Annotated in this window: 24 protein-coding genes and 1 other annotated feature; of the genes, 9 read left to right on the plus strand and 15 right to left on the minus strand. The window is 70.4% G+C overall.

Features of this window, described 5'->3' with window-relative positions; translation table 11 throughout:
* Window positions 1–175: 175 nt before the first annotated feature.
* From KIN34_RS14705 to KIN34_RS17530, 3 genes are all read right to left on the minus strand, one after another.
* Window positions 176–1,413 (minus strand): IS3 family transposase gene (locus tag KIN34_RS14705; protein WP_237689895.1). Its coding sequence is split into 2 segments (ribosomal slippage): window positions 176–1,134 and window positions 1,134–1,413, totalling 1,239 coding nucleotides; the frame shifts between segments, so codons are not numbered across the junction.
* Window positions 1,022–1,135, minus strand: a sequence feature (AL1L pseudoknot). Its footprint overlaps the gene before it by 114 nt.
* A gap of 450 nt (window positions 1,414–1,863) precedes the next feature.
* The gene (locus tag KIN34_RS14710) at window positions 1,864–2,805 is read right to left on the minus strand and encodes a 5'-nucleotidase (RefSeq protein WP_214352557.1); all 942 of its coding nucleotides are present in this window, start codon (window positions 2,803–2,805) and stop codon (window positions 1,864–1,866) included.
* A 102-nt stretch (window positions 2,806–2,907) separates the two neighbouring features.
* Window positions 2,908–3,339, minus strand: a complete 432-nt coding sequence (locus KIN34_RS17530; RefSeq protein ID WP_443623140.1) for a DUF7662 domain-containing protein — start codon at window positions 3,337–3,339, stop codon at window positions 2,908–2,910.
* 387 nt (window positions 3,340–3,726) lie between these two features.
* Here KIN34_RS17530 and KIN34_RS14715 point away from each other — a divergent pair, with 387 nt between their 5' ends.
* From KIN34_RS14715 to KIN34_RS14725, 3 genes are all read left to right on the plus strand, one after another.
* Window positions 3,727–4,392 (plus strand): hypothetical protein, encoded by a 666-nt coding sequence (locus tag KIN34_RS14715; RefSeq protein ID WP_214352559.1) that lies wholly within the window; start codon window positions 3,727–3,729, stop codon window positions 4,390–4,392.
* Window positions 4,393–4,850: 458 nt separating this feature from the next.
* The gene (locus tag KIN34_RS14720) at window positions 4,851–6,101 is read left to right on the plus strand and encodes a hypothetical protein (protein WP_307858270.1); all 1,251 of its coding nucleotides are present in this window, start codon (window positions 4,851–4,853) and stop codon (window positions 6,099–6,101) included.
* Window positions 6,102–6,280: 179 nt separating this feature from the next.
* A complete protein-coding gene (locus KIN34_RS14725) occupies window positions 6,281–6,781 on the plus strand; it encodes a PH domain-containing protein (protein WP_214352563.1) in 501 nt (166 codons plus the stop codon).
* Window positions 6,782–7,124: 343 nt separating this feature from the next.
* Here the strand turns inward: KIN34_RS14725 and KIN34_RS14730 are convergent, their stop codons facing one another.
* The 3 genes from KIN34_RS14730 to KIN34_RS14740 form a co-directional block, all read right to left on the minus strand.
* On the minus strand, window positions 7,125–10,178 hold the full coding sequence (locus KIN34_RS14730; protein ID WP_307858271.1) for a DEAD/DEAH box helicase: 3,054 nt from the start codon (window positions 10,176–10,178) through the stop codon (window positions 7,125–7,127).
* 147 nt (window positions 10,179–10,325) lie between these two features.
* The gene (locus tag KIN34_RS14735; RefSeq protein WP_214352565.1) at window positions 10,326–10,871 is read right to left on the minus strand and encodes a hypothetical protein; all 546 of its coding nucleotides are present in this window, start codon (window positions 10,869–10,871) and stop codon (window positions 10,326–10,328) included.
* Window positions 10,868–12,040, minus strand: a complete 1,173-nt coding sequence (locus KIN34_RS14740; protein WP_214352567.1) for a serine/threonine-protein kinase — start codon at window positions 12,038–12,040, stop codon at window positions 10,868–10,870. The genes KIN34_RS14735 and KIN34_RS14740 overlap by 4 nt, the downstream gene beginning before the upstream one ends.
* Before the next feature lie 147 nt (window positions 12,041–12,187).
* On the opposite strand from KIN34_RS14740, the gene KIN34_RS14745 reads away from it, so the two are divergent.
* From KIN34_RS14745 to KIN34_RS14755, 3 genes are all read left to right on the plus strand, one after another.
* Window positions 12,188–13,573 carry a MoxR family ATPase gene (locus tag KIN34_RS14745; protein ID WP_307858272.1) on the plus strand — a complete coding sequence of 462 codons (1,386 nt, stop codon included), beginning with the start codon at window positions 12,188–12,190 and terminating at the stop codon, window positions 13,571–13,573.
* Entirely contained in the window at window positions 13,566–15,578 is a 2,013-nt protein-coding gene (locus KIN34_RS14750; RefSeq protein WP_214352571.1) for a vWA domain-containing protein, read from the plus strand. Before KIN34_RS14745 ends, KIN34_RS14750 begins: the two co-directional genes overlap by 8 nt.
* Before the next feature lie 61 nt (window positions 15,579–15,639).
* Window positions 15,640–16,536 carry an SDR family oxidoreductase gene (locus tag KIN34_RS14755; protein WP_214352573.1) on the plus strand — a complete coding sequence of 299 codons (897 nt, stop codon included), beginning with the start codon at window positions 15,640–15,642 and terminating at the stop codon, window positions 16,534–16,536.
* 18 nt (window positions 16,537–16,554) lie between these two features.
* Here the strand turns inward: KIN34_RS14755 and KIN34_RS14760 are convergent, their stop codons facing one another.
* From KIN34_RS14760 to arr, 4 genes are all read right to left on the minus strand, one after another.
* Window positions 16,555–17,328: an SCO1664 family protein gene (locus KIN34_RS14760; RefSeq protein WP_214352575.1), complete on the minus strand. Its 774-nt coding sequence runs from the start codon at window positions 17,326–17,328 to the stop codon at window positions 16,555–16,557.
* Window positions 17,325–17,861 carry a DUF3090 domain-containing protein gene (locus KIN34_RS14765; RefSeq protein ID WP_214352577.1) on the minus strand — a complete coding sequence of 179 codons (537 nt, stop codon included), beginning with the start codon at window positions 17,859–17,861 and terminating at the stop codon, window positions 17,325–17,327. The genes KIN34_RS14760 and KIN34_RS14765 overlap by 4 nt, the downstream gene beginning before the upstream one ends.
* 10 nt (window positions 17,862–17,871) lie before the next feature.
* On the minus strand, window positions 17,872–18,558 hold the full coding sequence (locus tag KIN34_RS14770; RefSeq protein ID WP_214352579.1) for an MSMEG_4193 family putative phosphomutase: 687 nt from the start codon (window positions 18,556–18,558) through the stop codon (window positions 17,872–17,874).
* 155 nt (window positions 18,559–18,713) lie between these two features.
* Window positions 18,714–19,142: an NAD(+)--rifampin ADP-ribosyltransferase gene (gene arr, locus KIN34_RS14775; protein WP_214352581.1), complete on the minus strand. Its 429-nt coding sequence runs from the start codon at window positions 19,140–19,142 to the stop codon at window positions 18,714–18,716.
* A 60-nt stretch (window positions 19,143–19,202) separates the two neighbouring features.
* Here arr and KIN34_RS14780 point away from each other — a divergent pair, with 60 nt between their 5' ends.
* Entirely contained in the window at window positions 19,203–19,496 is a 294-nt protein-coding gene (locus KIN34_RS14780; protein WP_214352583.1) for a DUF5808 domain-containing protein, read from the plus strand.
* 234 nt (window positions 19,497–19,730) lie between these two features.
* Here the strand turns inward: KIN34_RS14780 and KIN34_RS16930 are convergent, their stop codons facing one another.
* Window positions 19,731–20,864 carry a TM2 domain-containing protein gene (locus KIN34_RS16930; protein WP_307858273.1) on the minus strand — a complete coding sequence of 378 codons (1,134 nt, stop codon included), beginning with the start codon at window positions 20,862–20,864 and terminating at the stop codon, window positions 19,731–19,733.
* A gap of 118 nt (window positions 20,865–20,982) precedes the next feature.
* A complete protein-coding gene (locus KIN34_RS14790) occupies window positions 20,983–21,756 on the minus strand; it encodes an SDR family NAD(P)-dependent oxidoreductase (protein ID WP_214352584.1) in 774 nt (257 codons plus the stop codon).
* Between the two features lie 115 nt (window positions 21,757–21,871).
* Between KIN34_RS14790 and KIN34_RS14795 the strand changes: the two genes are divergently transcribed.
* Window positions 21,872–22,174, plus strand: a complete 303-nt coding sequence (locus KIN34_RS14795) for a hypothetical protein (RefSeq protein ID WP_214352586.1) — start codon at window positions 21,872–21,874, stop codon at window positions 22,172–22,174.
* A 51-nt stretch (window positions 22,175–22,225) separates the two neighbouring features.
* Here KIN34_RS14795 and KIN34_RS14800 read toward each other — a convergent pair whose 3' ends face one another.
* From KIN34_RS14800 to KIN34_RS14810, 3 genes are all read right to left on the minus strand, one after another.
* Window positions 22,226–22,963 carry a PKD domain-containing protein gene (locus tag KIN34_RS14800; RefSeq protein ID WP_214352588.1) on the minus strand — a complete coding sequence of 246 codons (738 nt, stop codon included), beginning with the start codon at window positions 22,961–22,963 and terminating at the stop codon, window positions 22,226–22,228.
* A 92-nt stretch (window positions 22,964–23,055) separates the two neighbouring features.
* Window positions 23,056–23,709, minus strand: coding sequence for a DUF6318 family protein (locus KIN34_RS14805; RefSeq protein ID WP_214352590.1), 654 nt, complete (start codon window positions 23,707–23,709; stop codon window positions 23,056–23,058).
* A 64-nt stretch (window positions 23,710–23,773) separates the two neighbouring features.
* A complete protein-coding gene (locus KIN34_RS14810; RefSeq protein ID WP_214352592.1) occupies window positions 23,774–24,442 on the minus strand; it encodes a GAP family protein in 669 nt (222 codons plus the stop codon).
* 130 nt (window positions 24,443–24,572) lie between these two features.
* Here KIN34_RS14810 and KIN34_RS14815 point away from each other — a divergent pair, with 130 nt between their 5' ends.
* Window positions 24,573–26,288: a SulP family inorganic anion transporter gene (locus KIN34_RS14815; protein ID WP_214352594.1), complete on the plus strand. Its 1,716-nt coding sequence runs from the start codon at window positions 24,573–24,575 to the stop codon at window positions 26,286–26,288.
* Window positions 26,289–26,358 lie beyond the last annotated feature (70 nt).

Below are 26,358 nucleotides of genomic sequence, written 5' to 3' on the forward strand. Positions count from 1 at the left end.
CCATTGTCATCAGCGCTCGCGCGCTCACTGTCCACCGGTGAGCGCGCGAGCGCTTCGCACTACCGAGGGCAACCCGTCCAAGGAGTGCCAAGCCCCTGGAGGGCTGATGTCCACAACCGATTCGCACGACGGCGCCGGAAAGAACACCGGCAAGCAGCACTGAACCGCCCCGGGTTCAGTGGAGGCTCGGTTCTCTGGTCTCCAGCGTCGTCGACGCCGGGTTCTGACGGTAGTGGTTGGCCTCGTGCTCGGAGGGTGGGACGTCGCCGAGCTCGGTGTGCAGGCGCCGGTTGTTGAACCAGTCGACGTACTCGAGCGTGGCGATCTCGACGTCGTCGAGCGTGCGCCATGGGCCCTTGCGGCGGATCAGCTCGTTCTTGAACAAGCCGATCGTGGACTCGGCCATGGAGTTGTCGTAGGCGTCGGCCACGGACCCGATCGAGGCGCGCATCCCGAGCGCGGCGAGCCGCTCGGTCAGCGCCAGACTGACATATTGAGCTCCCGCGTCGTTGTGGTGGATCAACCCGGCCAGGTCGCTGACCCCGGCGCGGCCGCGCGCCCAGACGGCCATCTCGAGGGTGTCGGTGACCAGGTCGGCGCGCATGCGGGTGTCGGCCTTCCAGCCGACGATCATCCGGGAGTAGACGTCGATGACGAACGCGACGTAGGTGAAGCCGGCCCAGGTCCGGACGTAGGTGAAGTCGGCGACCCACAGCTGGTTCGGCGCGCTCGCGCTGAACGCACGATTGACGAGGTCACTGGCGCGCACCCCGTCCTTGGCCGGGATCGTGGTGCGCTTCGCCCGGCCGCGGACCACCCCGTGCAGGCCACGTTCACGCATCAGCCGCTCGACCGTGCAGCGCGCGACCGGGTGCCCGACCCGGTGCAGGTGCTTCCACATCTTCCTGGCCCCGTAGACGCCGTAGTTCGCCGCGTGCTCGACCGTGATCACCTCGCCTAGCGCCGCGTCGGCGGCCGCGCGCGCCGAGGGCGGTCGGGTCTTGGCTGCGTAGTACGTGCTCGGGGCGACCTGCAACAGCCGGCAGATCGGCTCGACCCCGACCTGTTCACGGTGGGCGTCGATGAACGCCACTACCTGGCCGACGGGCGGTCGAGCTCCGCCGCGAAGAAAGCCGATGCCGCCTTCAAGATCGCGTTCGCCCGCCGCAGCTCACGATTCTCCCTCTCCAGCTCGATCAGCCGCTGCGCGTCGCTACTCGTCATCCCGGGCCGCTCGCCCGCGTCGACCTCGGCCTGCTGGACCCAGCCCCGCAACGTCTCAGGATTGATCCCGAGCTGGTCCCCGATCCGCCGGCACGCCGCCGGACGAGTCACCGGGTCCCGCTTCGCCTCCAGCACGAGCCTGATCGCGCGCTCACGCAACTCATCCGGATACTTCCTCGGTGCAGCCATGACTCTCATCCATCCGGGGATGGAGAGCCTCCATGGAACCCGGGGCGGTTCACTACGCCTTGCCGGGAGTCCCTGGTCCTTGAGGTCGCATTCAGTGACGGCGGACTCTGGAAGCTCAACAGTTCGAGCTCGACGGTCTACTTCGTCGACCTGGACCGTCGCCGGCTACTGCGACAGTGCGGCCCAGGCAGCCCCCGCGGTGACTTCGACGACATCTGGGTGACGCTGGTCTCGTTCAGCGTCCTCGGGGGAGAGAGCGAGATGCTCCGCGTCGGTGCACGTCACCACTTCCTCACCGACCCGCTCGGCGGGTCGTTCGACTACCGATGGTGGGTACCGCGAACGTGCACCTCCATCGTCCGAGTCGCGATCGGTGACATCCAGTGAGGGACGACGCGGGTGGGTCGCGCCCTTCGCTGTTCCGGCGGGCGGTCGGCGCCTCGCGTGGCGTCAACCGTTCCGGTCGGTGTTCCTGACGCCGAAAGGAACGTGAACGCTCGGTACTACTCTCGCCGCCCCGACCAAGTTGCCGAGCTGGTCCTCGAAGAAGATGTGCGGCTTCAGCACCTCAAGCACTCGCCGCTTCTCGACCCCACCGAGGAAGAAGGCATCGTTCACGCGCAGGCCCCACTGCTTCAGGGTTTCGACGGCGCGTCGATGGGAGGGCGCGTTCCGCGCAGTGACGATCGCGACATGCACGCGAAGTTGGTAGTTGGGATCCAACGAGTGTCGTTCCTCCTCCCGGCGCTGGATCGCATTGACCTTCGCGAGGAAGTCCCGCAGGGGCCCGCCGCCATGTGCCGTCGCGATGTTCGCAACCTCGTGGTCGTGGAACGCCTGTAGGTCGTCGGCGGCATCCTTCATGACGCGCTCGGACTCGTCATCCGCGAGCACGCCATCGAAGTCGAACGCGATGCGCAGATCGTGCGAGTCGTCGTCGACGGCGGGGGAGTCCATGACGCGTCCGGCCGGAAGGCCGGCCTCGACTGCCTGCCTGACGTCAGCGTCGTTCGCCGACAGAAACAAGGACATGCTGAACGCTGGCATGAACTTGTAGGGAGATCGGCCTTGCATGAAGACGGCCCTGGTGATCGAGAGGCCGTGGTGCTTGACCGACTCCATCACTCGCAGTCCGGTGTCGGGATCGTTCCGCGACAGGATGATGACCTCCACCAGCGGATCGCTGGGCGTGCTCAAGTCGTTGAGCGAGAGAAGGCGCTGGATGAAGGGGAACGCCACTCCCGGCTTGAGCGGGTCGTCCAGGTGCGCTTCCTGGTACTTCCGGTAGGCGTCCTCGCCCTCGCTGCGGAAGACCTCGTCAGACTCGGCGAGATCGAAAAGAGCGCTCGACGCGATCCCGATCACGAGCCGGTCTTCGAGTTCGTATGGCACGGTCGCCTCCCTCCGTTACACCGACGCTACCTGGGCAAACGGCGGCGTAGGGCGTGACACGACGGACCCACCGCGCTCAGCGTGGCGATGGGGTAGAGGGAACTATGCCCACCCTCGTCGAGTTGCGTACGCCCCACCGACGACACCGGTCTCGAACCGGACCCGTCGATGGTCGAGCGACACCCAAGCGACGTGCCAACCCGCCGCCCGCCAAGCTCTGGCCTCGACCTTCGAGTCGTTCGCCCACCACTGGCGGAACTGCGAGGCGGACTCAGGAAGTCCTCCTACGAGCTGCCCGACCTGTTCGAACGTCATCTCCAACGACGTCTGCCCACGCGCAGCGGCGCCTTCCAGCTCCACCCGAAGCGGGTCGTACTTCGCCATGCCCACACCCTGCCACCGGGGTGACGCGCTTTCGCCCGCTGCGGCGATTGCGGTCCTCGCCACCGTGGCGACAGTCCTCGAGGTCAGCGTGACCGTTCGAGAAGGAGTCCCAGCCGTGTACGACGAGACCGACATCCTGACTTCCACCATCGAGTCGCTGTTTGAGACTTTGTTCCTCAGCGATGACTCGACCCTCGAGGACCTCGTCGGCACCGCGTAGTCGTCGTGGCGTCGAGTGGTCCAACGATTGGGGCGCTTCCGGCCGGTGCATCAAGTGCATCGGCTGTCGAGGCGTCGCGTGGCACTGTCGCGGCCGAAGCGTCGTGAACGTGTCACGGGCGGACCCTCATGCACCCCCATCTGGACGCCGACCGACGGCGCAGTCGTTCGATGCCGTCCGAGTGGGCGATGTCGGAGTCCCCGGGGGCCTTGATCGGCCCTCTTCGCCGAGCCACCGTCATGCACGCGAACTCGGTGATCTCGAACCAGCTACTGACGTCCGCCGACTGTGGGAACATGCCGAGCAGTTGGTGATCGATGACCCTGGCGGCCCGACGAGAGGGAAGTGCCGTGCCGGTACCGGCCGACCGCAACATCTTCGTGGCGTACCCGTGGTCGCTCTACCCAGATCGAGTCGCCTACAAGCGCGCCTATACGACCATGGAGCGCGCGCTCAATGTGAAGTTCATCTTCGCGGAACAACGTGTGACTACCGGCACGGTGCTCGAGAAGATCATTGGGATGATCGAGTCTGCCGCCTTCGGGATCTACGACGTTTCCAGCTGGAACGCGAATGTGACGCTTGAGTACGGGGTAGCGCGTGGGTTGGGTGCGCCCGCGTTCATCGCGTTCAACCCTGCCCAGACGGATCTTGCGGATGTGCCAAGCGACGTCCGCGGCTATGACAGGCTGCAGTACGGAGACTTTGACGAACTCTCCGCCGCCGTCGAGTCGCTTGTAGTTCAGGAACTCGGCACGGCGGATGCTCGCCCGACGGATCCGCTCGAGGACGATCGGCTGCACCTCCTTGGTGTCGTTCGTGACAACCCCTGGAGGACGGCACGGCAGTTGGCGGACGTGTCTGGGTTCAAGATCGACTACGTCCAGCTCCTACTGCGGCGTAGCGCCGCGGAGCTGTCGACCCGCGGCGCTACGCGAGCAATGAAGTACAACCTGAAGGCCGCGGGATCCACCACCGCATAGCCGTGCCCGAAATGTACGGGTGCTCAATCTGGACTCGAAGGGTGCGGGCAACGACGGCTGTTTGCTGAATGGGGCCGGTGGCCTGCGGCGATGCAATCAGCAACCACCCCACCTGGATGTCCTCGACGCGAGGATCCTCCTAGAAGTACTGCGAGGCCCGTCCCATCAGGGGCGGGCCTCGCTCTGTGTCGTAATGCAGTTGCGGCCGCACGCGCGCAGCTTCGCCGCGCGTCCCCGTGGCACGCAGGTGCGTGAGCGCCGCGGGGGCGCGCTCGTGCGCCGTTCGGGTGTGCGCTACGGGGCGACGGCATTGTCTTGAACTGTTGTCACCGCGAGATCGGTACGGTGAGCGAGCGCCGGTGCTCCGCTGTGTGACGGAATCGGACGCGAACGCCTCGGCTGTCGTGGCTGGAGGATGGTCGCTCGAGCAGTCGGGCAGGGTCTGTCAGGAGCGTGTGGTGCACGACGAGATCGAGATAGTCAGCGACGGCAACGGAATCGCCCTGCTCGGGGACGCCGGGGCGATCGGCCGGTTCCTGGCGTCGGAGGGGCTGCCGTCGACGGACCTCGGCCTGCACCGGCTCCGCGCTGCGACCTCCGCGGGTGCGAGCGCTCTTGAAGCGGGCTCCCAGATCGCCGGCAACTCGGGCCGCTGGGTGCAACTGACAGAGAAGTCAGCCCGAGCGATGAAGACCATGCCGTTGATGAAGGGCTCGGCCGCAGGGAGCAGCCGAGCGGTCGCCATGGACGGCGGAAAGACCGGTCACATCCTCGAGATCGTCCGTACGCCGGGCGCGATGCTGACGAACCCCGCGATGCTGACTGGCGTCGCCGGACTGATGGCCCAGGTCGCGATGCAGCAGGCCATGCAGGAGATCACCGACTACCTCGCCCGGATCGACGCGAAGGTCGACGACGTGCTGCGCGCGCAGAAGGACGCAGCTCTGTCGGCGATGGTGGGCGCTCAGCTGGTGATCGAGGACGCGCTCACGATCCGCGAGCAGGTCGGCTCGGTCTCCGACGTCACCTGGTCGAAGGTCCAGGCCACGCCCGCGACGATCGCCCAGACCCAGGCCTATGCCCTGCGACAGCTCGACTCCGTCGCGCAGAAGCTGGAACGAGCGTCAGCAGTGGGAGACGTCGCGAAGGCAGCGCAGGACGCGCAGTCGGTCGTCGACGAGTGGCTGGCGGTACTGGCTCGTTGCTTCCAGCTCCAGGACGCGGTCGCCGTTCTCGAGCTGGACCGGGTGCTCGGCGCCGCGCCTGAGGAGATCGAGCAGCACCGGGCCGGGATCCTGATCGCCCGGCAGAAGCGGCTCGACACGATCGCGCGCAGCACCGAGCGACTGATGATGCGGATGGACGCAGCGGCCGCGACCGCGAACGCGAAGGTGCTGCTGCATCCGCGTGCCGCCCAGACGATCAAGGTGTCGAGCGGCATTGTCGAGTCCAGCGTCGTGGCGTTCAACGACACCCTCGGCGTCGAGGCAGAGCGCGAGTCCGTCGCCGTCCGGCGGTGGCTGGACGCCGCGACGGACGCACGGGACCGGGCGTTGGAGTCGGGTGCGACCGGAATCGAGAGCGCCAAGGGCATCGGCGAGCAGACTCTGGGCCGCGCGAAGTCGGCGACGACGAGACTCACAGGCGCTGTCACGGCACGCGCCACGCGCAAGCGGCCCGAGATCACCACCGGAGGCGAGGACGACTGACGGCAGGCGACAGCGCGGCGTACTGGCTGCAGCGGACCCGACTTCACACCGGTGTGGCGAACTGAAACTCCGCGTTCAAGGGCCCGCGCACGCCTCATCGCGGCGTGCCCGCATCCTAGACAACGCGCTCTGCGGCGAGAAGTATGGCGTGGAAGGAAACTCGCTCGGGGGGAGGCGCCATGGCCAAGATCGAGAAGTTGCTGGAACAGGCGACGGACCACCTGGAGGCTGGGGAAGAGGTGATCGCCGCCGTCCAGGGCACCTACGAGACCAAGAAGATGGGGAACGACTGGACCCGCGCTGGCATCTTGATCGCGACCCAGAAGCGCATCGTGTTCTACGCAAAGAAGATGGGCGGGTATGATCTTGAGTCTTTCCCCTACGACAAGGTCAGCTCGTACGAGCAGTCAAAAAGCATGATGGGGCATTCGGTCACTTTCTTCGCCTCCGGCAACAAAGTGGCGATGAAATGGATCTCTGACCAGGCGGCGTTGCAGGTATTCTCAGACCTGGTGCGGGACAAAATCCACGGAGGTTCAGCCACTCTGGACATCACCAGTACAAATATCCATGACGACGTAATGCGGCAAATTCGCAAGCTGGCCGAACTTCATCAGGCAGGCATCCTGACGGACGAAGAGTTCACAAGTAAAAAGGCGGAGCTCCTTTCGCGCCTCTGACCGCGGGCCGGACCGCCGCGAGTAGCTCACCTGCCTCGGTCAACGGCCGCGGGGTGACCGAAGCGCGCGGCAAGCGGTCGCAATGCTCAGGCGTCGCGGGATGGCGGGTGGACGGTCACTCTGTGGACGACATCGGCGCCCGTCCGAGGCAGCAATGACGCGGGGCCAGTGGCGCCTGATCGCCGTTTGGGATTGTGTGCAATTGCGGTCGAGCCTGGACCGTCGGATCCAAGCGACTGTCAACGCCGCCGATTTCTGCCATCTGCACCACACAAGCGTGGCCCTCGTCATCCGACTAGGGCCGCGCCCTCTCAGGCCGCAGCATCATCAATGCCGAGGTGGTCTATGCGACGGCCGCGCTTGTCGCGACGTACAGGTCGGAGGGCATCGGCGTGTGCAGCCGCCACGTGATCGCGATCGGCCGTTCGCCCTCGTGAGCGACATGCGTTGCCGGACCGAGGTAGGTGTACGGCGCCGTGCCGAACGCGCCTTGACTCGATTCACGGACAAACAGCAGCACCGTACTTGTCCCGTTCACGTATCGCTGGCCCGTGGGCGAGGCCAGAGACGTCACGGACTGTGACTCCCAATGGAACAGTTCGCGACTGATCGGGAAGTCGCGGTACATGGTGGTTGGTGAGAAGTCGGCTTCAGACTTGCGGACGGTCACGAAGAGCGCGTCCACATTGAGGTCGCGTTGGTAGAGCACACCCTCCATGAAACTTGCCGGCGTGCGCTCGAGGGTCGCCCAGGAGAGGGCGGCGAGCGCCTCTTCGCGCTGGTACCGGCCGTGGGGCACGAGCGGCACGGAAGGCCCAACTCCCGACAGCGGTGTGGGAGCTCGACGAGTCTCGTCGAATGCGATCGCGACGATGTCGGCAAGCTCCTCCGCAGCGACGATCTCGTGAGCGACGGCCTGAAGGTCGACCGTGTAGTCCTTGGCGGGACCGCCTCGGGGAAAGAGGCCGAAGTAGAGCATCCGTGCTACGGACTGCTCGACGGCGCTCAGGTCGCCGTATGCGGGCGCGCCCGGTCCGAGCAGTCGTTGGTAGACGTCGGCCCGCAGTGGATCGTCGACGTGGGCGAGCTTGCGCCCGCGCTTCACGAGGGCAGCTTCTGCCGGACCCGCCGGGCGTTGTTCGACACCGGCTTTGCGGCGCAGGCTGGTCCAGCTTCGGTTCGGCCGGAGGATGTCGGCGAGGCTCAGTCCCGTCGCCTGCAGGAAGCCCGGCAGACCCGCGTTCGGGTGCGTCCGTACCTCGGCGGTGAGCTGCGGCGTCTTCGTGGGGAGTCGCGAACGGAGATTGCCCAGCACGGCTCGCTGAGTCTGCACGTCGAGGACGATCTGCGTCCCCGAGGGCAGGAACGGGAAGCCGTGCTCGACCTCGTGCTCGAGCCGCGTGCGAGAGAAGCCGGTGAGCGCTCGAAAGCGTTGGTCGAATCGGAACTCGGAGCGGTGGTGGCCGACGAAGTCGAGCGCCGTGAGAACCGCCTTGGTGGACGACCGGCGCAGCCCGCGACCGAGCTGCTGGAGGAAGATCGTGCTGCTCTCCGTAGGTCGCAGGAAGAGCACGGTGTCGACGTCCGGGATGTCGAGGCCCTCGTTGAAGAGGTCGGCGGTGAACAACGCGTTGAGCTCGCCAGCGCGCAGTGCGTCGAGCGCATGACGTCGGTCGTCCGGACTGGACTCACCGGTGACTGCGAGCGAGGGTATCCCCGATCGCGAAAAGCGATCTGCCATGTACCGCGCGTGCCCGACGCCCACGCAGAAGCCCAGTGCGCGCATCCTCAGGGGATCCGAGATCTTCAGACGTACCTGCTCGAGAATGAGCGCCGCCCGCGCGTCGTTGCCCGTGTAGAGGTTCGCTAGCGCTGCCTCGTCGTACCGGCCGCGCGTCCAGGCGAGACGGGACAGATCCGTGTTGTCGGCGATCCCGAAGTAGTGGAACGGCGACAGGAGGTCCTGCTCGAGGGCGTCCCAGAGCCTGAGCTCGTAGGCAGTTCGATTGCCGAAGTAGGTGCGAACGTCGCCGCCGTCCGTCCTCTCGGGTGTCGCCGTCAAACCCAGCAGCTCGCGCGGGGAAAGGTGATCGAGGATCCGGCGATAGGTCGCGGCTTCCGCATGGTGAAACTCGTCGATGACGACCACTTCGAATGCGTTCGGCGGGATCGCGTCAGCGCCGTACCGCGACATGCTCTGCACGGTGGCGAAGACGTGCTCCCAGCGCTCCGGCCGCTGGCCACCCTCCCACAGCTCCCCAAAGCTTCCATCTCGCAGCACTTCTCGATAAGTCCGCAAGGACTGCTGGAGGATTTCCCGTCGGTGCGCCACGAACAGGAGCGACGGACGGCGTCCGTCGGTAATGAGTCGTTGGTAGTCGAGGGCGGCAACGACGGTTTTCCCCGTTCCCGTGGCGGCAACTACGAGATTCCGGTGACGATCGTGGAGTGCACGTTCGGCTGCTAGAGCATCGAGCATCGACTGCTGGAACGCGTACGGCCGGACCTCGAGGCCGGACAAGTCGAGGCTCGGCGTTCTCGCGGGACCTCCCGCACGGCCCAACGCGTCATCGAGTCGGTCGCGGTCGAGATCGGGGTCGTACGGTTCGAAGGTGGGGTCGTTCCAGTAGCTGTCGAACGTGGCCCGGAACTTCCGAAGCAGCGTGGGAGTGCTCGACGGAGAGAGGCGAACGTTCCACTCGACCCCGTCGAGGAGTGCGGCCCTCGAGAGGTTCGACGATCCGATGTACGCCGTGTCAAAGCCGGTGCGCCGTGAGAACAGCCACGCCTTCGCATGAAGTCGGGTGCGCTCAGTGTCGTAGTGAATCTTGACTTCCGCACCGAACTCCCGCACGAGGCGGTCGATTGCCTGGCGCTCGGTCGCGCCCATATACGTCGTCGTGATGACCTTGAGCGCACAGCCGCGCATCGCCAGCCGGCGGAGCTCTGCCTCGAGCACGCGCAGTCCGTGCCACTTCACGAAGGCGCACAGGAGGTGCACCTCGTCAGCGGACTCCATCTCGGAGCGCAGTTCGCTGCCGATGCTCGGCTCATTCCGTGCGTTCGTGAGAAGGGCGGCCTCGGTGAGTGGCGTGGCCGGGCGAGGGAGGTCGTGACCACGAGGTCCTGCCCCCCGGATGGAGAGCAATTGCTCGGGGGGTGTCACGAGCTCATCCGGCTGCGCGAGCAGCGCGATGACGGCGTTCGCGAGCGCGACTCGCTCTTCGGGTGTGCGGATCGCCTGCAATGCACGATCCGCCGCCGTTGCGATGTGGCGCGCGAGCAGGTGCGGTTGGTCAGCACCGGGCACGGCCTGGCGCTGGGCGTTCTCGCCGAGGCCTGCAAGGGGAGCGGCCATCGTCGCGGTGATCAGTGTTTCGTACAGCCCGGGTTCCACACGCGCTCCCTTGTTCGGGCTCAGCTTGCCAGCCCGGGGCGCTCACGGTGCAAGCGAATGCCGAGGTCGCTGCACTTACTCAGCGCGGCCTTTTCGGTCGGAAGCCTGGATCGCAGAGATCTCTTGGCCCGCCCCCGCGCGGAGCAGCTACTTGCCCGGGCCCTTGCCCTTCTCGGGGCCGGGCTTGTGCTTGCCCTTCTCGCCGCCAACCTTGTCCGGCTCAGTCTTAACCGGCTCCTTGGCCTTCTTGGGCTCAGGCGGCGGGGCCGGCTCGGACTTCGGCGGCGCCGTGGTCTCCTCGACGACGGCTTTCTTCACGGTCGGTTGCTGGGTCGCGACCGGCTCCGCCTCGGCCGCTTCCTTGTCTGCTGCCGCCTTGGCCGCGGCGGCGCGCTGCTGCGCAGCGGCGAGCTCGGTCGCGACGTCGTCGAGGGCGGCGTCGATGGCGCGGTACCGGACGGTCGAGACCTCGCCACGGTCGACGCCGGCGTCGAGCAGCGCCCGCGTGGCGGCGAGGAGGGTCGCGGCCTCGCGCCAGTGGCCCTGAGCCGCGGCCTGCGTGACCTCGAGCACCGACGCCTGGAGCGTCCGTCCCCGTTCCGTGGTGAGCTCGGCGCTGCCCGAGCAGCCGGACGCGCCGAGGAGCGCAAGCGTGAGCCCGAGCGCGATGACGGTGCTGCGCAGGCGGGTCATGGCTGCACGCTCTCCTGCAGCTGGGTGAGCGCCTCGCCCAGGCGTCCTTCCACGGTCGGGTACGTCGGGGGGTCGGACGGCGCGTCCGACGAGGCATGGTCGGCGACGACGAGCCCGCCACCGGCCAGCAGCACGACGACGGCCGCCGAGAGCAGGGCGCTACGCGTGCGGCGCGGGCGTCGCTGCTGCTCGTCCGGCTCCTCGGGCGCGGGGAGGTCGACCGACGTCTTCGGGGGGAGCGCTGCGACGGTGGGGTCGGCGGTCGGCACCTGCATCGTGCGGTCGGACGGGGCGAGCGCTGCGAACCCTGCCGCCACCTCGTCGGCGCTCGGGCGGTCCTCCGGGCTGATGCGGGTCATCCGCTGCAGCAGCGCCCCGAGCGCGGGGTCGATGTCCTCGGGGACCTGTGGCGGCGTGACCAGCCGGGCGATCGCGGTCTCGGTGGTGGTGCCCGAGAAGGCGGGGCGCCCGGTCAGGCACTCGATGAGGACGAGGCCCAACGAGTAGATGTCGCTCGACGGCGCCAGCGCGGACCCGCCCGCCTGCTCCGGGCTCAGGTAGACGACGGTGCCGAGCGCCTGCCCGGTCACGGTCAGCCGCGTGCCGTCGACCAGGCGCGCGATGCCGAAGTCGGCGAGCTTGACCGCCGGTCCGCCCGCCTCGTCCGCCTCGAGCGCGTCCGGGCCGGTCAGCAGGATGTTGCCGGGCTTGATGTCCCGGTGGATCACGCCCTGGGCGTGGACCACGGCGAGCGCCTCGGCGAGGTCGCGGCCCAGCCGGGCGACCTGCGCCTGGTCGAGGCGCGCGGGGCGCAGGCGCTCGGACAGCGTCGGTCCGTCGACGAGCTCCATGACGAGGTAGTCCTGCTGGCCCCCGTCGGGGTGCTGCACAGCGCCGGCGTCGTAGAGCATGACCAGCCCGGGGTGGCTGAGCGCCGCGAGCACCAGCACCTCGGCGCGGGTGCGCCGCAACGCGTCGTCGTCGCCGTGGACGACGGGGAAGACCTTGAGGGCCACGTCGCGCCCCAGCAGCAGGTCGTGCGCGCGGTGCACCGTGGCCATGCCGCCGTGCCCGAGCACGCCGTCGAGCCGGTAGCGACCATCGACGACAGGGCGCTCGGGATCGTCCGACGAGCACGTCGGCAGCGGCCTGTCAAGATGTCCCAGCACGCGGCCGACGCTAAGCCCGCCTCGCGCATCCCGCACCCGGGGAGCCCAGACCTCACCCGGACGGGGGTTGACACACGGCGCTCGGGGGCGGCGGAGCGGTCGGGCGGCCGCGAGCGGCTGTCAGACGCCAGGCTTACGCTCGGCCGGGTGAGGCGTCCTACTCAGACCACGGTCGGCGAGCTCCGCGCAGCGGGCCACGTGCACACGTCGGTGCGGGCGGAGATCCGCACCAATCTCCTGGCCGCGCTGCGGGACGGGCGGGACCCGTGGCCCGGCATCCACGGGTTCGACGAGACCGTGGTGCCGCAGCTCGAGCGCGCGCTCATCGCGGGCCACGACATCGTCCTGCTGGGCGAGCGCGGGCAGGGGAAGACGCGGATCCTACGCACGCTGGCGGGCCTGCTCGACGAGTGGTCGCCGGTGATCGCGGGGTCGGAGATCGGGGAGCACCCATACGAGCCGATCACCGCGGCGAGCAGGCGGCTGGCGGCCGACCTGGGCGACGAGCTGCCGATCGCGTGGCGGCACCGTGACGAGCGGTACGTCGAGAAGCTCGCGACGCCGGACACGAGCGTCGCGGACCTGATCGGCGACGTCGACCCCATGAAGGTCGCCGAGGGCCGGGCACTGGGAGACCCGGAGACCATCCACTTCGGTCTCGTGCCGCGCGGGCACCGCGGCATCGTCGCCGTCAACGAGCTGCCCGACCTGGCCGAGCGCATCCAGGTCGCGATGCTCAACGTGATGGAGGAGCGGGACATCCAGATCCGCGGTTACGTGCTGCGGCTGCCGCTCGACGTGCTCGTCGTCGCGACCGCGAACCCCGAGGACTACACCAACCGCGGGCGGATCATCACCCCGCTCAAGGACCGGTTCGGTGCCGAGATCCGCACGCACTACCCCACGGAGCTGGCCGACGAGGTCGCAGTCATCCGGCAGGAGGCCGTGCTGCAGGCGGAGGTGCCCGACCACCTCGTCGAGATCCTGGCCCGGTTCACGCGCGCGCTGCGGGAGTCGAGCGCGGTGGACCAGCGCAGCGGGGTGAGCGCACGGTTCGCCATCGCGGGCGCGGAGACGGTGGCGGCGTCCGCGCTGCACCGGGCGGCCCGCCAGGGCGAGGACGCCGCCGTGGCGCGGCCGGTCGACCTGGAGACGGCCGTCGACGTGCTGGCCGGGAAGATCGAGTTCGAGTCGGGGGAGGAGGGCCGCGAGGACGAGATCCTCGACCACCTGCTGCGGACGGCCACCGCCGAGACCGTCCGCGCGCACCTGCGGGGCGTCGACCTCACGCTCCTGGCGGACGCGATCCAGGGCGGCGTGATGGTCACCACCGGCGAGCAGGTCACCGCGCGGGACGTGCTCGCCGGCCTGCCCGCGCTGGGGGAGTCCGAGGTGTACGACGAGATCTGCGCACGGCTCGGTGCGACGAGCGACGGTGAGCGGGCCGCCGCGATCGAGCTCGCGCTCGAAGGCCTGTACCTGGCCCGCCGGATCAGCAAGGAGTCCGGAGGCGGCGAGACGATCTATGGCTAGGCCGAACCGGCGGCTGGCCCGCTACGCCCCGTACGTCGACGGGCCGGACCCCCTCGCGCCGCCGGTCGACCTCGCGGAGGCGCTCGACGCGATCGGCGCGGACGTCATGGCGGGCGCCTCGCCGGAGCGGGCGATGCGCGAGTTCCTGCGGCGTGGGGGCCGGGACCGGACCGGGCTCGACGAGCTGGCGCGGCGGGTCGCCGAGCGGCGTCGGGAGCTGACGCGCGAGCACCGCCTCGACGGCACCCTCCAGGAGGTCAAGGAGCTGCTGGACCGCGCCGTGCTGGCCGAGCGCAAGCAGCTGGCGCGCGACGTGGACATGGACGAGGGCGACCGGGCGCTCGCGCAGCTGCAGCTCGACCAGCTGCCCGCCTCGCCCGCGGCCGCGGTCCAGGAGCTCGGTGGGTACGACTGGCGCAGCGGCGAGGCGCGCCGGGAGTTCGAGAAGATCAAGGACCTCCTGGGCCGGGAGGCGCTGGACCAGCGCTTCGCCGGCATGAAGCAGGCGCTCGAGAACGCGAGCGACGCCGACCGGGCCGCGCTCCGCGCGATGCTCGCCGACCTCAACGCGCTGCTCGATGCTCGTCGCGAGGGACGGGACACGCCGGAGCAGTTCGACGACTTCATGGCGAAGCACGGCGAGCACTTCCCCGAGCGGCCGGGAACGCTCGACGAGCTGCTGGACGCGCTCGCGGCACGCGCGGCTGCCGCGCAGCGGATGCGCAACTCGATGACCCAGGAGCAGCGCGACGAGCTCGACGCGCTGGCCCAGCAGGCGTTCGGCTCGTCAGACCTGATGGACGCGCTCGGAAGGCTGGACGAGAGCCTGCGCTCGCTGCGGCCCGGCGAGGACTGGGGCGGCTCGGAGCGGATGGACGGGCCGAACGGGCTGGGGCTGGGCGACGGGACCGGCGTGTTCCAGGACCTCGCCGACCTGGACGCGCTCGCGGAGCAGCTCGCGCAGTCCTACCAGGGCTCCCGGCTGGACGACGTCGACCTGGACGCGCTCGCGCGGCAGCTCGGCGCCGACGCCGCCGTCGACGCCCGCACCCTGCAGCGGCTCGAGCGCGCGCTGCGCGACTCCGGGACGCTGCGCCGCGGCTCGGACGGTCAGCTCGCGCTGACGCCCAAGGCCATGCGCCAGCTCGGCAAGGCCGTGCTGCGGTCCGTCGCCGAGACGATGTCCGGCCGGCAGGGCGGCCACGAGGTGCGCCGCTCGGGCGCCGCGGGGGAGCCCTCCGGGGCGACCCGCGCGTGGGCGTACGGCGACACCGAGCCGTGGGACGTGACCCGGACGATCACCAACGCCCTCACGCGACGGGCGTCGGGCGGTCCGCGCACGGACGGCCGGGTCGAGATCCTCGTCGACGACGTCGAGGTCCAGGAGACCGAGGCGCGCACGCAGGCGTGCGTCGCCCTGCTCGTCGACACCTCGTTCTCGATGGCCATGGAGGGCCGCTGGGTGCCGATGAAGCGGACCGCCCTCGCGCTCCACACGCTGGTCACGACGAGGTTCCGCGGCGACGACCTGCAGCTCATCGGGTTCGGGCGCAGCGCGGAGGTCATGGCGATCGAGCAGCTCGTGGGGCTGGACGAGAAGTGGGAGAAGGGCACCAACCTGCACCACGCCCTGCTGCTGGCCAACCGGCACTTCCGCAAGCACCCGCGGGCGCAGCCGGTGCTGCTGGTCGTCACCGACGGGGAGCCCACCTCGCACCTGGAGCGCGACGGCGAGGTCTTCTTCGACTACCCGCCGCACCCGCTGACCATCGCGCTCGCGGTCCGCGAGCTCGACGGCGCGACGCGCCTGGGGGCCCGCACGACGTTCTTCCGCCTGGGCGACGACCCCGGGCTCGCGCGGTTGGTCGACGCCATGGCGCGGCGGGCCGGTGGCACGGTGGTCACCCCGGAGGCCGACGACCTGGGCGCGGCGGTGATCGGCTCCTACCTGGGCTCGCGGCGCAACGGCGCGTTCGGCGGCTGGGGCCGCGACGAGGAGTGGTGACGGTGGTCTGACGCGCGGGCCGATATCGTTATCGACATCCGCCACCGTGAAGGAGACGACGATGTCGCCCGATCAGCTCACGTTCGACAACCCCGTCGAGCGGCACGCCCACCTCACCCCGCACGCCTCGTGGCAGCCGGTGCCCGGGCTCGACGCGAAGCTCGACCCCAAGGCCGACCACGGCGAGACGACCTACCGCGGCACCGGCCGCCTCGTCGGACGCAAGGCACTGATCACGGGCGGTGACTCGGGCATCGGCGCCGCCGTGGCCATCGCGTTCGCGCGGGAGGGCGCCGACGTGGCGCTGAGCTACCTGCCCGAGGAGCAGGTCGACGCCGAGGCGATCGCGGAGCACGTGCGCGCGGCCGGCCGCACGGCCGTCCTGCTCCCGGGCGACATCCGCGACCGGGAGTTCTGCCGCTCCCTCGTCGCCGACGCGGTCAGCGGCCTGGGCGGGCTGGACATCCTGGTGAACAACGCGGCGCACCAGGTGTACCACCCGAGCTTCGACGAGCTCGACGAGTCGGACCTGGACCGGACGGTCCAGACCAACGTCTACGCGATGTTCTGGATCACCCGCGACGCCCTGCCGCACCTGGGTCCGGGCGCGACGATCATCAACAGCACGTCCGTGCAGGGGTACAACCCCTCGCCGATGATCATCAGCTACGCGTCGACCAAGTTCGCGATCATCGGCTTCACCAAGGCCCTCGCGGCCGACCTCGCACCGCGGGGGATCCGGGTGAACGCGGTCGCGCCCGGTCCGGTGTGGACGCCGCTGCAGGTCTCGGACGGGCAGCCGCCGGAGAAGCTCGAGGGCTTCGGCAGCTCGTCCTGGCTCGGGCGGACGAGCCAGCCGGTCGAGCAGGCGCCGGCCTACGTGTTCCTCGCGTCGCCCGAGTCGAGCTTCGTGGTGGGCGAGGTCATCAACGTCAACGGCGGGGCGAACGTGCCCTGACCCGCCGGTCCCGGTCGGTCAGAAGAACGGCCACGGGAACGCCGGCATGTCCCCGCCCGGACCGGGGAGCACGCCGTCCCGCAGCAGCCGGTCGCAGCGCATCGCCAACGCCGCCAGCTCGTCGTCGGACAGCAGCCCGGCCAGCCGCCCGCCGAGGCCGCCGTCGAGCTCGGCGCGCACCCGGGCGACGCCCGCGACCTCGTCGGGACGCAGCTCCTCGCCGCGCCACCCCCACAGGACCGTGCGCAGCTTGTGCTCGACGTGGAACGTCACGCCGTGGTCCACGCCGTAGCGGTGCCCGTCGGCCATCGGCAGGACGTGGCCGCCCTTGCGGTCGGCGTTGTTCACGACGACGTCGAACACGGCCATCCGGCGCAGCGCGGCCGAGTCCTCGTGGACCAGGACGAGCGGCTGGTCCTTCTCGGACACGCCTCGGAACACCGCGCGCCAGCCGTCCGGCGGCACCGCGCCCGCCGGGACCACGTCGACCGGGTCCTGCGCAGCGTCCGGCTCGCGCCAGCGCTGCACCATCCCCGGTCCCAGCGGGCCGTCGCGCAGCACGGTCGTCGGCACCACGTCCCAGCCGAACGACTCCGAGACCAGGTAGGCGGCCACCTCGCGGTTCGCCAGCGTCTCGTCGGGGAAGTCCCACAGCGGGCGCTCCCCGGCGACGGGCTTGTAGACCACCTGCACGTCCCCGACCGTCGCGAGGAACGTCGCGTTGGACGCGATCGTGATGCGTCCGACGAGCTCGAGCTCGCCCTCGACGAGGTCGGGCTCGTCGTCGGTCACGGCTCGTCGCGCAGGTCGCACACGTGGCCGTCGCCGTCGATGGGCATCCCGCACAGCGGGCACACGGGCCGGCCCGCCTGGACCACCTGGCGCGTGCGCTGCACGAACGCCCGCGCCGTCCCGACCGGCATCCGCACCAGCAGCTTCTCGCGCGCGTCGGGGTCGCTGTCGTCGTCGGCCTCGTCGTACGCGAACGCCTCCACGACCACCTGCGCGGTCGACGGGTCCCAGCCCAGCCGCATCAGGCCCGCGCGGAACTCCTCGAGCACGGGCTGGTCCAGCGGGTCGTCGTCGACGAGCTCGACGGGCGCCGCCGCGGGGACGCTGAAGCGGTTCCCCTCGTCGGACATCAGCGCGTTCAGGATCTCGTCGATCCTGTCCGCGAGCAGCGCGGACTGCTGCTTCTCGAGCCCCACGCTGGTGCTGCGCGCACCGTCGCGGACCTGGAGGTAGAAGCTGCGCGAGCCTGGGCTGCCGACCGTGCCGACGACGACGCGGTCGGGCCAGTCGAACTGGTGAACAGGTGCCGGCATGGGTCCCACTCTAGGAATGTCCGGCGCCGCCGCCGACCGGGGCGTCGGCGACGGGGCCGGCCGCGCGCAGCCAGCCGAGGTCGCCCGAGTCGGTGTTGGTCGCGACCACCTCGGGACGCGCGCTGCCGTAGCGGACGATCGAGACGGACCCCGGGTTGACGGTGAGCCGCTGGAACAGGTCGAGGCCCATGCCGAGCGCGTCGGCGAGGACCGACTTGATGATGTCGCCGTGCGTCACCGCGACCCACGCCGCCGACGCGCCGTGCTCGGCCTCGAGCGCCGCGTCCCGCCGGCGTACCGCCGCGACCGCGCGGGCCTGCATCCCCACCAGCGACTCGCCGCCGGGGAACACCGCGGCCGACGGCTGCGTCTGCACCACCGACCACAACGGCTCCTGCGCGAGGTCCTTCAGCGGCCGCCCCTGCCACTGGCCGTAGTCGCACTCGACGATGCCGGGCTCGAGCTGCACGGGCACGTCGCCACTCTGCTGGTCGGCGATGGCGCGAGCCGTCTGCCGGCACCGTGCGAGCGGGCTCGAGACCACGGCGACGAGCGGCACCACGGCGAGCCGCTGGGCGGTGCGCGCGGCTTGGTCGCGGCCGACCGCGTCGAGCGTGACCCCAGCGGCGCGCCCCGTCAGGATCCCCGCGACGTTCGCGGTGCTGCGCCCGTGCCGGACCAGGACGAGAGTCGCCACTAGCGCTCGCCCCGGATCGTCGACGAGGGACCGTACGGGGCGAGTGCGTGGGACACGATCACGAGGGGGAGACTATCCGCGGCCGCCGGGCGTGTCGTGGGCGCAGGCCGCTCTCCACATCCGCGCGTACGCACGACGTGCGTACGCGCAGCGCGTCAGTCCTCGATCGCCTCGATGCCCTGCTCGTCGAGCGCGCGCAGGTGGTCGAGCATCGCCTGCAGGACGTCGGCCGGGTGCCCCTCCCAGTGCTCGACCTCCCCGACGACCCGCAGCGGGTCACGCGTGCGGTAGGAGCGCGTGGGGTTGCCCGGGAACCGCTGGTCGGTCAGGTTCGGGTCGTTCTCGATCCGGCCGAGCGGTTCGACGACGTAGATGCGCCCGGGAGCGTCGCCCTGCGCCAGCTCGGCGCCCCACGTGGCCGCGTCCATCGTCGCCGTCAGGTACACGAACTGCGCCGTGCGGCGCGACCCGTAGTTGGAGCTGCGCCCGGGCTCGAGCACGTCGCCGACCTGCAGCGCGGCCTTGGTCCCGTGGAAGAACGGGCCGGCGTCGTCGACCTCGTCGGCGGTCGGCAGGTTCGTCATGTCGCCTCCTCGCGTCGCGGACCTCGGCACGTGATGATGGGTCCTGGGGAGGAGACCATCATGGGCTCGAAGGACAGCAAGCGCTCCCGCCCGGGCGTGTTCAGGATCCTGGTCCTGGCGCTCGCGGCGGCGGCCGTGGTCAAGGAGCTGCGGCTCCCGGCGGACGAGCGGACCTGGAACGGCAAGGTCGCGGGCTTCGTCCCGTACGACTTCCGGATGCCGACGGCCGAGCGGATCAAGCAGCGGCTGTGGGACACCGACGGCGACCACCTGCTCAGCCCGCACGTGTTCGGTGTCGGGTGGACGGTGAACCTCGGTCGCGTCTACGCGCTGGTGCGCGAGCGGATCGACTGATCCGGCTCAGCGCAGCGCCGTGATCCTCGCGGCGGCCGGCGGGCCGGCGTCGCTGCAACGGCTCTCGCGGCATCGAGCCTGCGTGGCCAGCGAGTTCTCGTCGGTCAGTCGATGACCGTGATTGGGCATCGCGGTCCCGGGGCGCGGGCGAGCCAGGCGCCGGCCGTCACGAGGGACAGCCCTGCGGGCTGGGCCGCGGCCACGTGCGCTGATCGACCCCGCGCGGGCTCGTCGTCAGCGGCCCGCGACGAAGACCGGGTCGTCGCCGAATGTTGCGCTGACCGCCCAGGCGCCCTTGCCGGCGTCGTCCTCCGGGATGGCGATCACGACGTTGCCCGTGCCGCTGGCGCCCTCGTAGAGCTCGTTGATGTCGTTGAACGACGGGTCGGGCGCGACGGACATCGTGTCGGACTGGGTGTGCGTCGTGCCGGCGGCCGAGACGTACTCGACGCTGACGCCGATCCACGGGGCCTCGGCCTCGCCGCTGACCCGCGTCGCGGTGACCGGCACGACCGCGTAGACCATGCCCTTCGGAGCGGGGTCGTTGAACTGGTTCGCGGCGGCGACCTCGTCCGTGCCGTCCAGGTCCGGCTTGCCGATCGTGATCTCCCACGTCGAGTCGTCCCAGCCGGTCACGGTGACGGGGGTGCCGATCGGGTAGGGGTTCTCCCGGGTGCCCTCCTCCGCAGCGGGTGCCTCGTCGACGGGCTGCTCACTCGCGGGCTCGTCGGCGGCGGGCTCGTCGGCCACCGGCCCGTCGGACGCGACGGCGTCGGCGGGGGCCTCCTCGGGTGCCGCCGCCGAGGCGCTCGAGGAGCCCAGGTCGTCGGTCGAGGCGTTGAACGCGTTCGACGCGGTCGAGCTGATCCCGCCCACGACGACGAGCACGGCCGTGATGATCCACGCCAGCTTCTTGTGCTGGTCGTACCCGGCGAGCCGGCGGCCGTACTTGTCCTTCTGCGCGCCGGCGAGCACGAGGATCAGGTCGACGAGCCACCAGATGCCGCACCCGCCGAACGTGAACAGCTTGGCGAGACCGGTGCCGACCTTGCCCAGGTAGAACCGGTCGACGCCGAAGACGCCCAGGAAGTAGGAGAGCAGCCAGGTCGCGATGAACGACTTGTCCGACGACCCCGGGTCGACTCCCGGACCGGGGTACGTCCCCGGCGGGTAGCCCGTCCCGTACCCAGGTGCCTGGTACGCCGGGGGGCCGTACGGCGGGGCTCCGTACGTCGGCGCACCGTAGGCGGGGGCGTCGGCCGGCGGGGGCGGCGTGCCGTACGCGGGCGTGCCCGCGGGGTAGGGCGGCTCGCCGGCGGGCTCGTTCGGGTTGCCGGGCGGCGGGAAGCCGGGGTGGTCCGAGGACACGGAGGCGCTCCTTCGTCGGGTCCGTCGCACCTCGCGCTGCAGCGCGAGGTGCGTCAGGACGGTACTGCAGCCATCGGCAGGCGGTGCCGCAGGCTTGACTCGGGCTCCGAAAGCGCCGTCAGCGGGGGAGTGGCGAGCCCGTGATGTCGGCCAGCACGGCGAGCAGGCGGTCCTGGACGGCGGTGTCCGACGCCGCCGGGTTGGCGTCGAGCTGCTCGAAGCGCTTGAGGTAGGCGCCGGTCACCCGGGCGCCCTCGTCGTCGGACGTCGCGAGCCAGGTCTGGGTCGCCGCGCCGTCGGCGACCTCGTCCCAGGCGTCCGGGCCGCCGAGCTTGGTCTTGATCCAGCCGGGGTCGACCGTCGTGACCAGGACGTCGGGCCAGAGGCGGGCGACCGCGAAGGCCAGCACGACGTCGTAGAGCTTCGAGTCGGAGTAGGCCTGCATGCCGTCCCATGCCCGGCTGGTCCACTGCAGGTCCTCGAAGTCCACCCGGCCCTGGGCCTCGAGCCCCGACGTCAGGTAGACGAGCCGGCGCGGGCGAGGCATGAGCGCCGTGAGCAGGTACGGCGCGACGGTGTTGATGTGGAAGATCCGCTCCAGACCGTCCGCGGTCTCGACCCGTGACGGAGCACCGCCGCCCACGCCGGCGTTGTGGATCACGACGTCGAACGGGCCGGCCTGCGTGGCGACGTCGGCGAGTGTCCGCGTCTCGTCGAGCGAGCTCAGGTCGCCCGTCACCACCCGTGCGAGCCCGGTCAGCGCCGCGGTGAGCTCGGCTGCGCGCGTGGCGTTCCGGGCGTGCCCGACGACCTCGTGGCCGCCGTCCAGCAGCTGGCGAGCGGTCTCGAGACCGATGCCGTCGGACGATCCGGTGACGAAGACGCGGGCCATGACTCTCCTCAGGTCGAAACGATGCAACAGCGACCGACCGTAGGCCATGCCGACGCCCCGCGCAGCCGACTGAGACGCGACGCGATCGCGCGGGCGGATCGGCCATGCTGGCGCCATGACCACGGACCGCACCGCGCAGACCGCTGCCGTGCTCCCCGTCGCGGTGGGCGCGTCGGTGGCGGCCCTGACGCAGCTCGTCTGGCTCGGGCTCACCTGGCTCACGGTGCCAGCCGCGCTGGCACTGGTCGCCGCGGTGTGGTGCCGCTGGCGTGCGGCCGAGCCGACTGGGGCCGACGAGCGCGACGGCGCTGCCGCGACGGGCACGGACTGGGCGCGGATCGGCTGGAACGCCGCGTGCGTCCTGCTGCTGGTGGTCGGGATCGCGCTCGTGGTGGTCGAGGCCGCGAGCCGGGGGTGACCTCGGACCCCGCGCGCACGCGCCGCGGGGCGGGCCGCCCCGCGGCGCTGCTCAGTCCGTCAGACGCGTGCGCAGCTCGACGACGTCGAACGGGTCGAGTGAGGTGGTCGTCTCGCCGGTGCCTTCGATGTCGCGCCACTCGCCGTCCGGGTCCTCGTCGACGCGGTACTTCCCCGTCCACGTCGTGGTCAGGGTCACCGTGGCGGTGAGCACACGCTCGTAGGTGTGGCTCAGCTCGAAGGAGGGATACGGGGCGCCGGGCGACGTTGTGGTGAGAGTCGAGCCGTCGCCGAAGTCCCACGCGTACTCGGACGGCGTCGCGATGACGTCGATCTCGAACCCGTGCAGGTTGGTTCGGAACGTGCGCTCGACCTCGTCGGCGTAGACGATCAGCGCTCTGTTCACGAGCGCGTCGCCGCCCTCCGGCTGACGGTGGGCGGTCGGCGGCTCGATCGTCAGCTGCCGGAAGTCCGCCTGCGTGAAGGGCGGGAGGAGCTCGTCGGGGCACACCCAGCCGATCTGCATCTCCCACGGTCCCCAGTCCTGGTCCACCGCGGGGCGGGTCCGCCGCCACAGCGGCTCGACGGCGACGTCGTCACCGCATGCGGGGATGCTCACGGTCCCGTTGGGCGGCGGGCACCCGTCGATCCCGGGCTCGAGGTGCTCGCTGTTGACGTTGCAGAGCGTGTAGTACGCGTACTCGACCAGCGGGTCCGGGTGGGCAAGGTGTGCGCGGTACGCGAGGTGGCGCTTGAACGTGTCGCTCAGTTGCACCTTGTCGCGCCTCATGTCGCCCTGCGTGCCAGCGAGCGCAGGCGGTGCAGTTAGAACCGTGATCATCAGGAACAGAGCCGCGATGGCACCACAGCGCCCTCCGCGGTTCACTCTGCGCCCCGTTCGGTGAACGCCGCCCCGTCGATGATCCAATGGCCGTCATCCCAACTCAGCTCGATGTCCGCCCGGTAGTAGTTGGTATCGGGGAAGTCCTCGACGACCGACCCATCGCTACTGAGGGTCTGGGATGGGTGTTCCTTCACGTCGACGGACAGGATGAACGAGTTGCGGCCCGTGGCGGACGCGCTCCCGAAGCCGATGTCGTGGCCACCGCCAACGCCGTGGTTGCCCGCGTCGTAGACCTCGCGCACCGCTTCGCGCACGGAGGAGCAGTAGTCGCAGTTTGGGCCACTGAGCCTGTCCCATTCCGCCAGGTCGCCGGTCGCGTACGCGTATGGGAACAGTGAGACGAAGTACTTGCCGACGGCGATGGCGTTGTCCTCGGTCGCGGGGCCGTCGAGGGCCGAGGGCCGGGTGGGCTCGACGGTGACGTCCTGGTCCGGGCCGGAGGTGGGCGCGGAGGACGGGGTCGGGCTCGGGGTCGGGCTGGCGCTGGGCGCCGCAGAGACGGTCGGTGACGCCGTGACCACGGGCACGGGCGTGGGCCGGCCCGGTTCGGGCTCGTCGGACGTGCACCCGCTCAGGGCGGCGAGCACGACGAGCGCGGCGAGCGCGCTGATTCCCCCTGCGAGACGACGCATGCGGGGAAACTACCCAAACAGGACACGCTCGCGCAGCCACGTCCCGCCGGTTGTGGACAAACGGTCAGAGCGCGCTGATGCCGCCGCCCAGGACCACGGTGCCGATCACGCCGAGCAGCACGGTCATGATCGCGGCGTTGTGCTCCAGCAGGAAGGAGCGCATCCGGTCCAGCGGCGCCGCCATCCGCTCGCGCGCGGCGAGGTAGCCGACCACGGGCACGATGACGGAGGCGCCGGCCACGACGGTGAACACGACGATGCAGACGGCGGTCTGGGCCGCGCTCAGCTCACCGGCGCCGATGGTGAGGCCGGCGGACGCGCCGAGCAGGAGGTTCTTGGGGTTCACGCCGGACAGCAGCGCGCCCAGGCCCAGCGCCTTGCCGAAGGTGAAGGAGTCGATCGCACCCATCCACTTGGGGGTCGCGGCGGGCTCGCCCGGCGCGGGCCGGCTCTTCCACTGCCGGTACGCCATGAGCAGCAGCGCCGCGCCCAGCACGATCTTGACGACGCCCACCCAGGTCGCGGGCCCCGCGTCGTCGGACGGGAGCGCCGAGGACAGGAGCGTGAACACGGTGGCGACCACGAGGATCCCGGCGATCCAGCCCGTGAGGAACCCGAGGCTCGTCGACGACGCGCGCGGGGACAGCAGCATGAGGATCGCCGCGATGATCGGGATGGGGCTGATCGCGACGCCGACCGCGAGGGGCAGCAGCGCACCGAGGACACCGTTCACGTCGCACCTTCTTCCTGGGGTGGCCGGGGACATGCTGGGCCGCGCCCGTGACCACCGGGCGACCTCCCGGTGAACATCGTCCCGCGCATGCTATCCGCGGGCGCGCTGACCTGGGCGGACGTGGCAGGGCATGACTACTGTGAACGTCGTGCCGAGCATGCGGGGGATCGACGGGTTCGAGCGGAGCACGCTCGTGTCCGGCCTCGTCGCGGGGTTCGCCACGGGCCTGTTCTCGATCCCCGAGGGCATGGCCTACGCCAAGCTCGCGGGCGTCAACCCGCTCTACGGGCTGTACTCGGGCCTCGTCGCGACGCTGTTCGCTGCGCTGTCGACCGGCTCGGTCCTCATGATCTCGACGCTGACCTCCGCGATCGCCCTGTCGACGGGCAGCGTGATGGTCGCCGCGGGCATCGGCGACGAGGACCTGCCGAACGCGCTGTTCACCATCACGCTGCTCACGGGTGTGGTGATGCTGGTGCTGGGGCTGCTGCGGCTCGGCAGCATGGTCAACTTCGTCTCGAACTCCGTGATGACGGGCTTCGTCGCCGGGGCGTCGCTCCTGATCCTCATCGGCGAGCTCGGCGACTTCTCGGGCTACGACCCCGAGGGCGGCAACAAGCTGACGCAGGTGGTCGACTGGTTCGCGCACGTCGGCGACTGGGACGGGGCCACGACCGCGGTCGCCGTCGCGACGATCGTGCTCGTGGTGATCGGCAAGCGCATCCGGGTCACCGAGAAGCTCGCGCCCGTGATCGTGCTGATCGTGATGACGGTGGTCGTCGGCCTCGGCGGGTGGGCCTCGGTCGCCACGGTCGCCGACATCGCGACGATCCCGAGCGGGCTGCCCGGGCCGGTCGCGCCCGACTTCTCGGTGATCCCGCTCGTCGCGCTCGGCTCCATCTCGGTCGCCGTCGTCGCGCTCGTGCAGGGGGCAGGCATCTCGACCGCGTACCCCAACCCGTCCGGCTCCACCGCGTCGGCCAGCCGCGACTTCGTCGGGCAGGGCATCGGCAACATCGCCGGCTCGTTCTTCCAGTCCATGTCCACCGGCGGCTCCCTGTCCCGCACCGGCATCTCGGTGTCCGGCGGCGCGCGCTCGCGGTGGGGCGGCGTGTTCGCCGCGCTGTGGCTCGGGGTGCTCATGCTCCTCCTGGGCAGCCAGGCCGAGAAGGTCCCGCTCGCGGTGATCGCCGGCCTGCTGTTCGTCATCGCGGCCGAGCTGGTGCTGGGCCGGCTGCCGAGCGCGCGGCTCGTCTACAGCACGTCGGCCACCTCGACGGTGGCGATGCTGCTGACCTTCGTGTCCGCGCTGTTCATCCCGCTGCAGTGGACGATCTTCCTCGGCATGGGCCTGTGCCTCGTGGTCTACCTCGCGGACTCCACGCGCAGCGGACGGGTCGACGAGCTGGTGCGCGGCCCGGACGGCTACTGGCAAGAGCGCCCCGCGCCCGACGTGCTGCCCCCGGGGCAGGTCACCGTCATCGGGCTGCGCGACTGGGGCTTCTTCGCCGGCGTCCCGCGGCTCGCGCAGCGGCTGCCGCGTCCCGACGGCGCGGAGGGCGCCGCGCTCGTCGTCCGCATGCGGTCCGTGGAGTCGATCCGGTCGACCGGGATCCGGGTGCTCGAGGCGTACCACCGGCGGCTGCAGGACGCCGGGGTCACGCTCGTGCTCGCCGGGGTCGCGCCGGCGGTCGCGCAGTCGCTGGAGAAGGCAGGGACGACGAGCACGCTGGGCGCCGACAACGTCGTCGTCGCCACCGCGAGCATCACGCAGTCGCTCGACCGCGCGGTCGAGCGGGCGCACACGCTGACGAGCGCCGCCCCGGACGAGGGCGCGCAGCACTGACGGCGCCGTCGCGACCGCAGGTCCTCCACAGGACATCCAGCACAAGCAGGTCCAGCACAGGCTCAACCAG

It is taken from the genome of Cellulomonas fulva (assembly GCF_018531375.1).
Classification (GTDB): Bacteria; Actinomycetota; Actinomycetes; order Actinomycetales; family Cellulomonadaceae; genus Cellulomonas; species Cellulomonas fulva.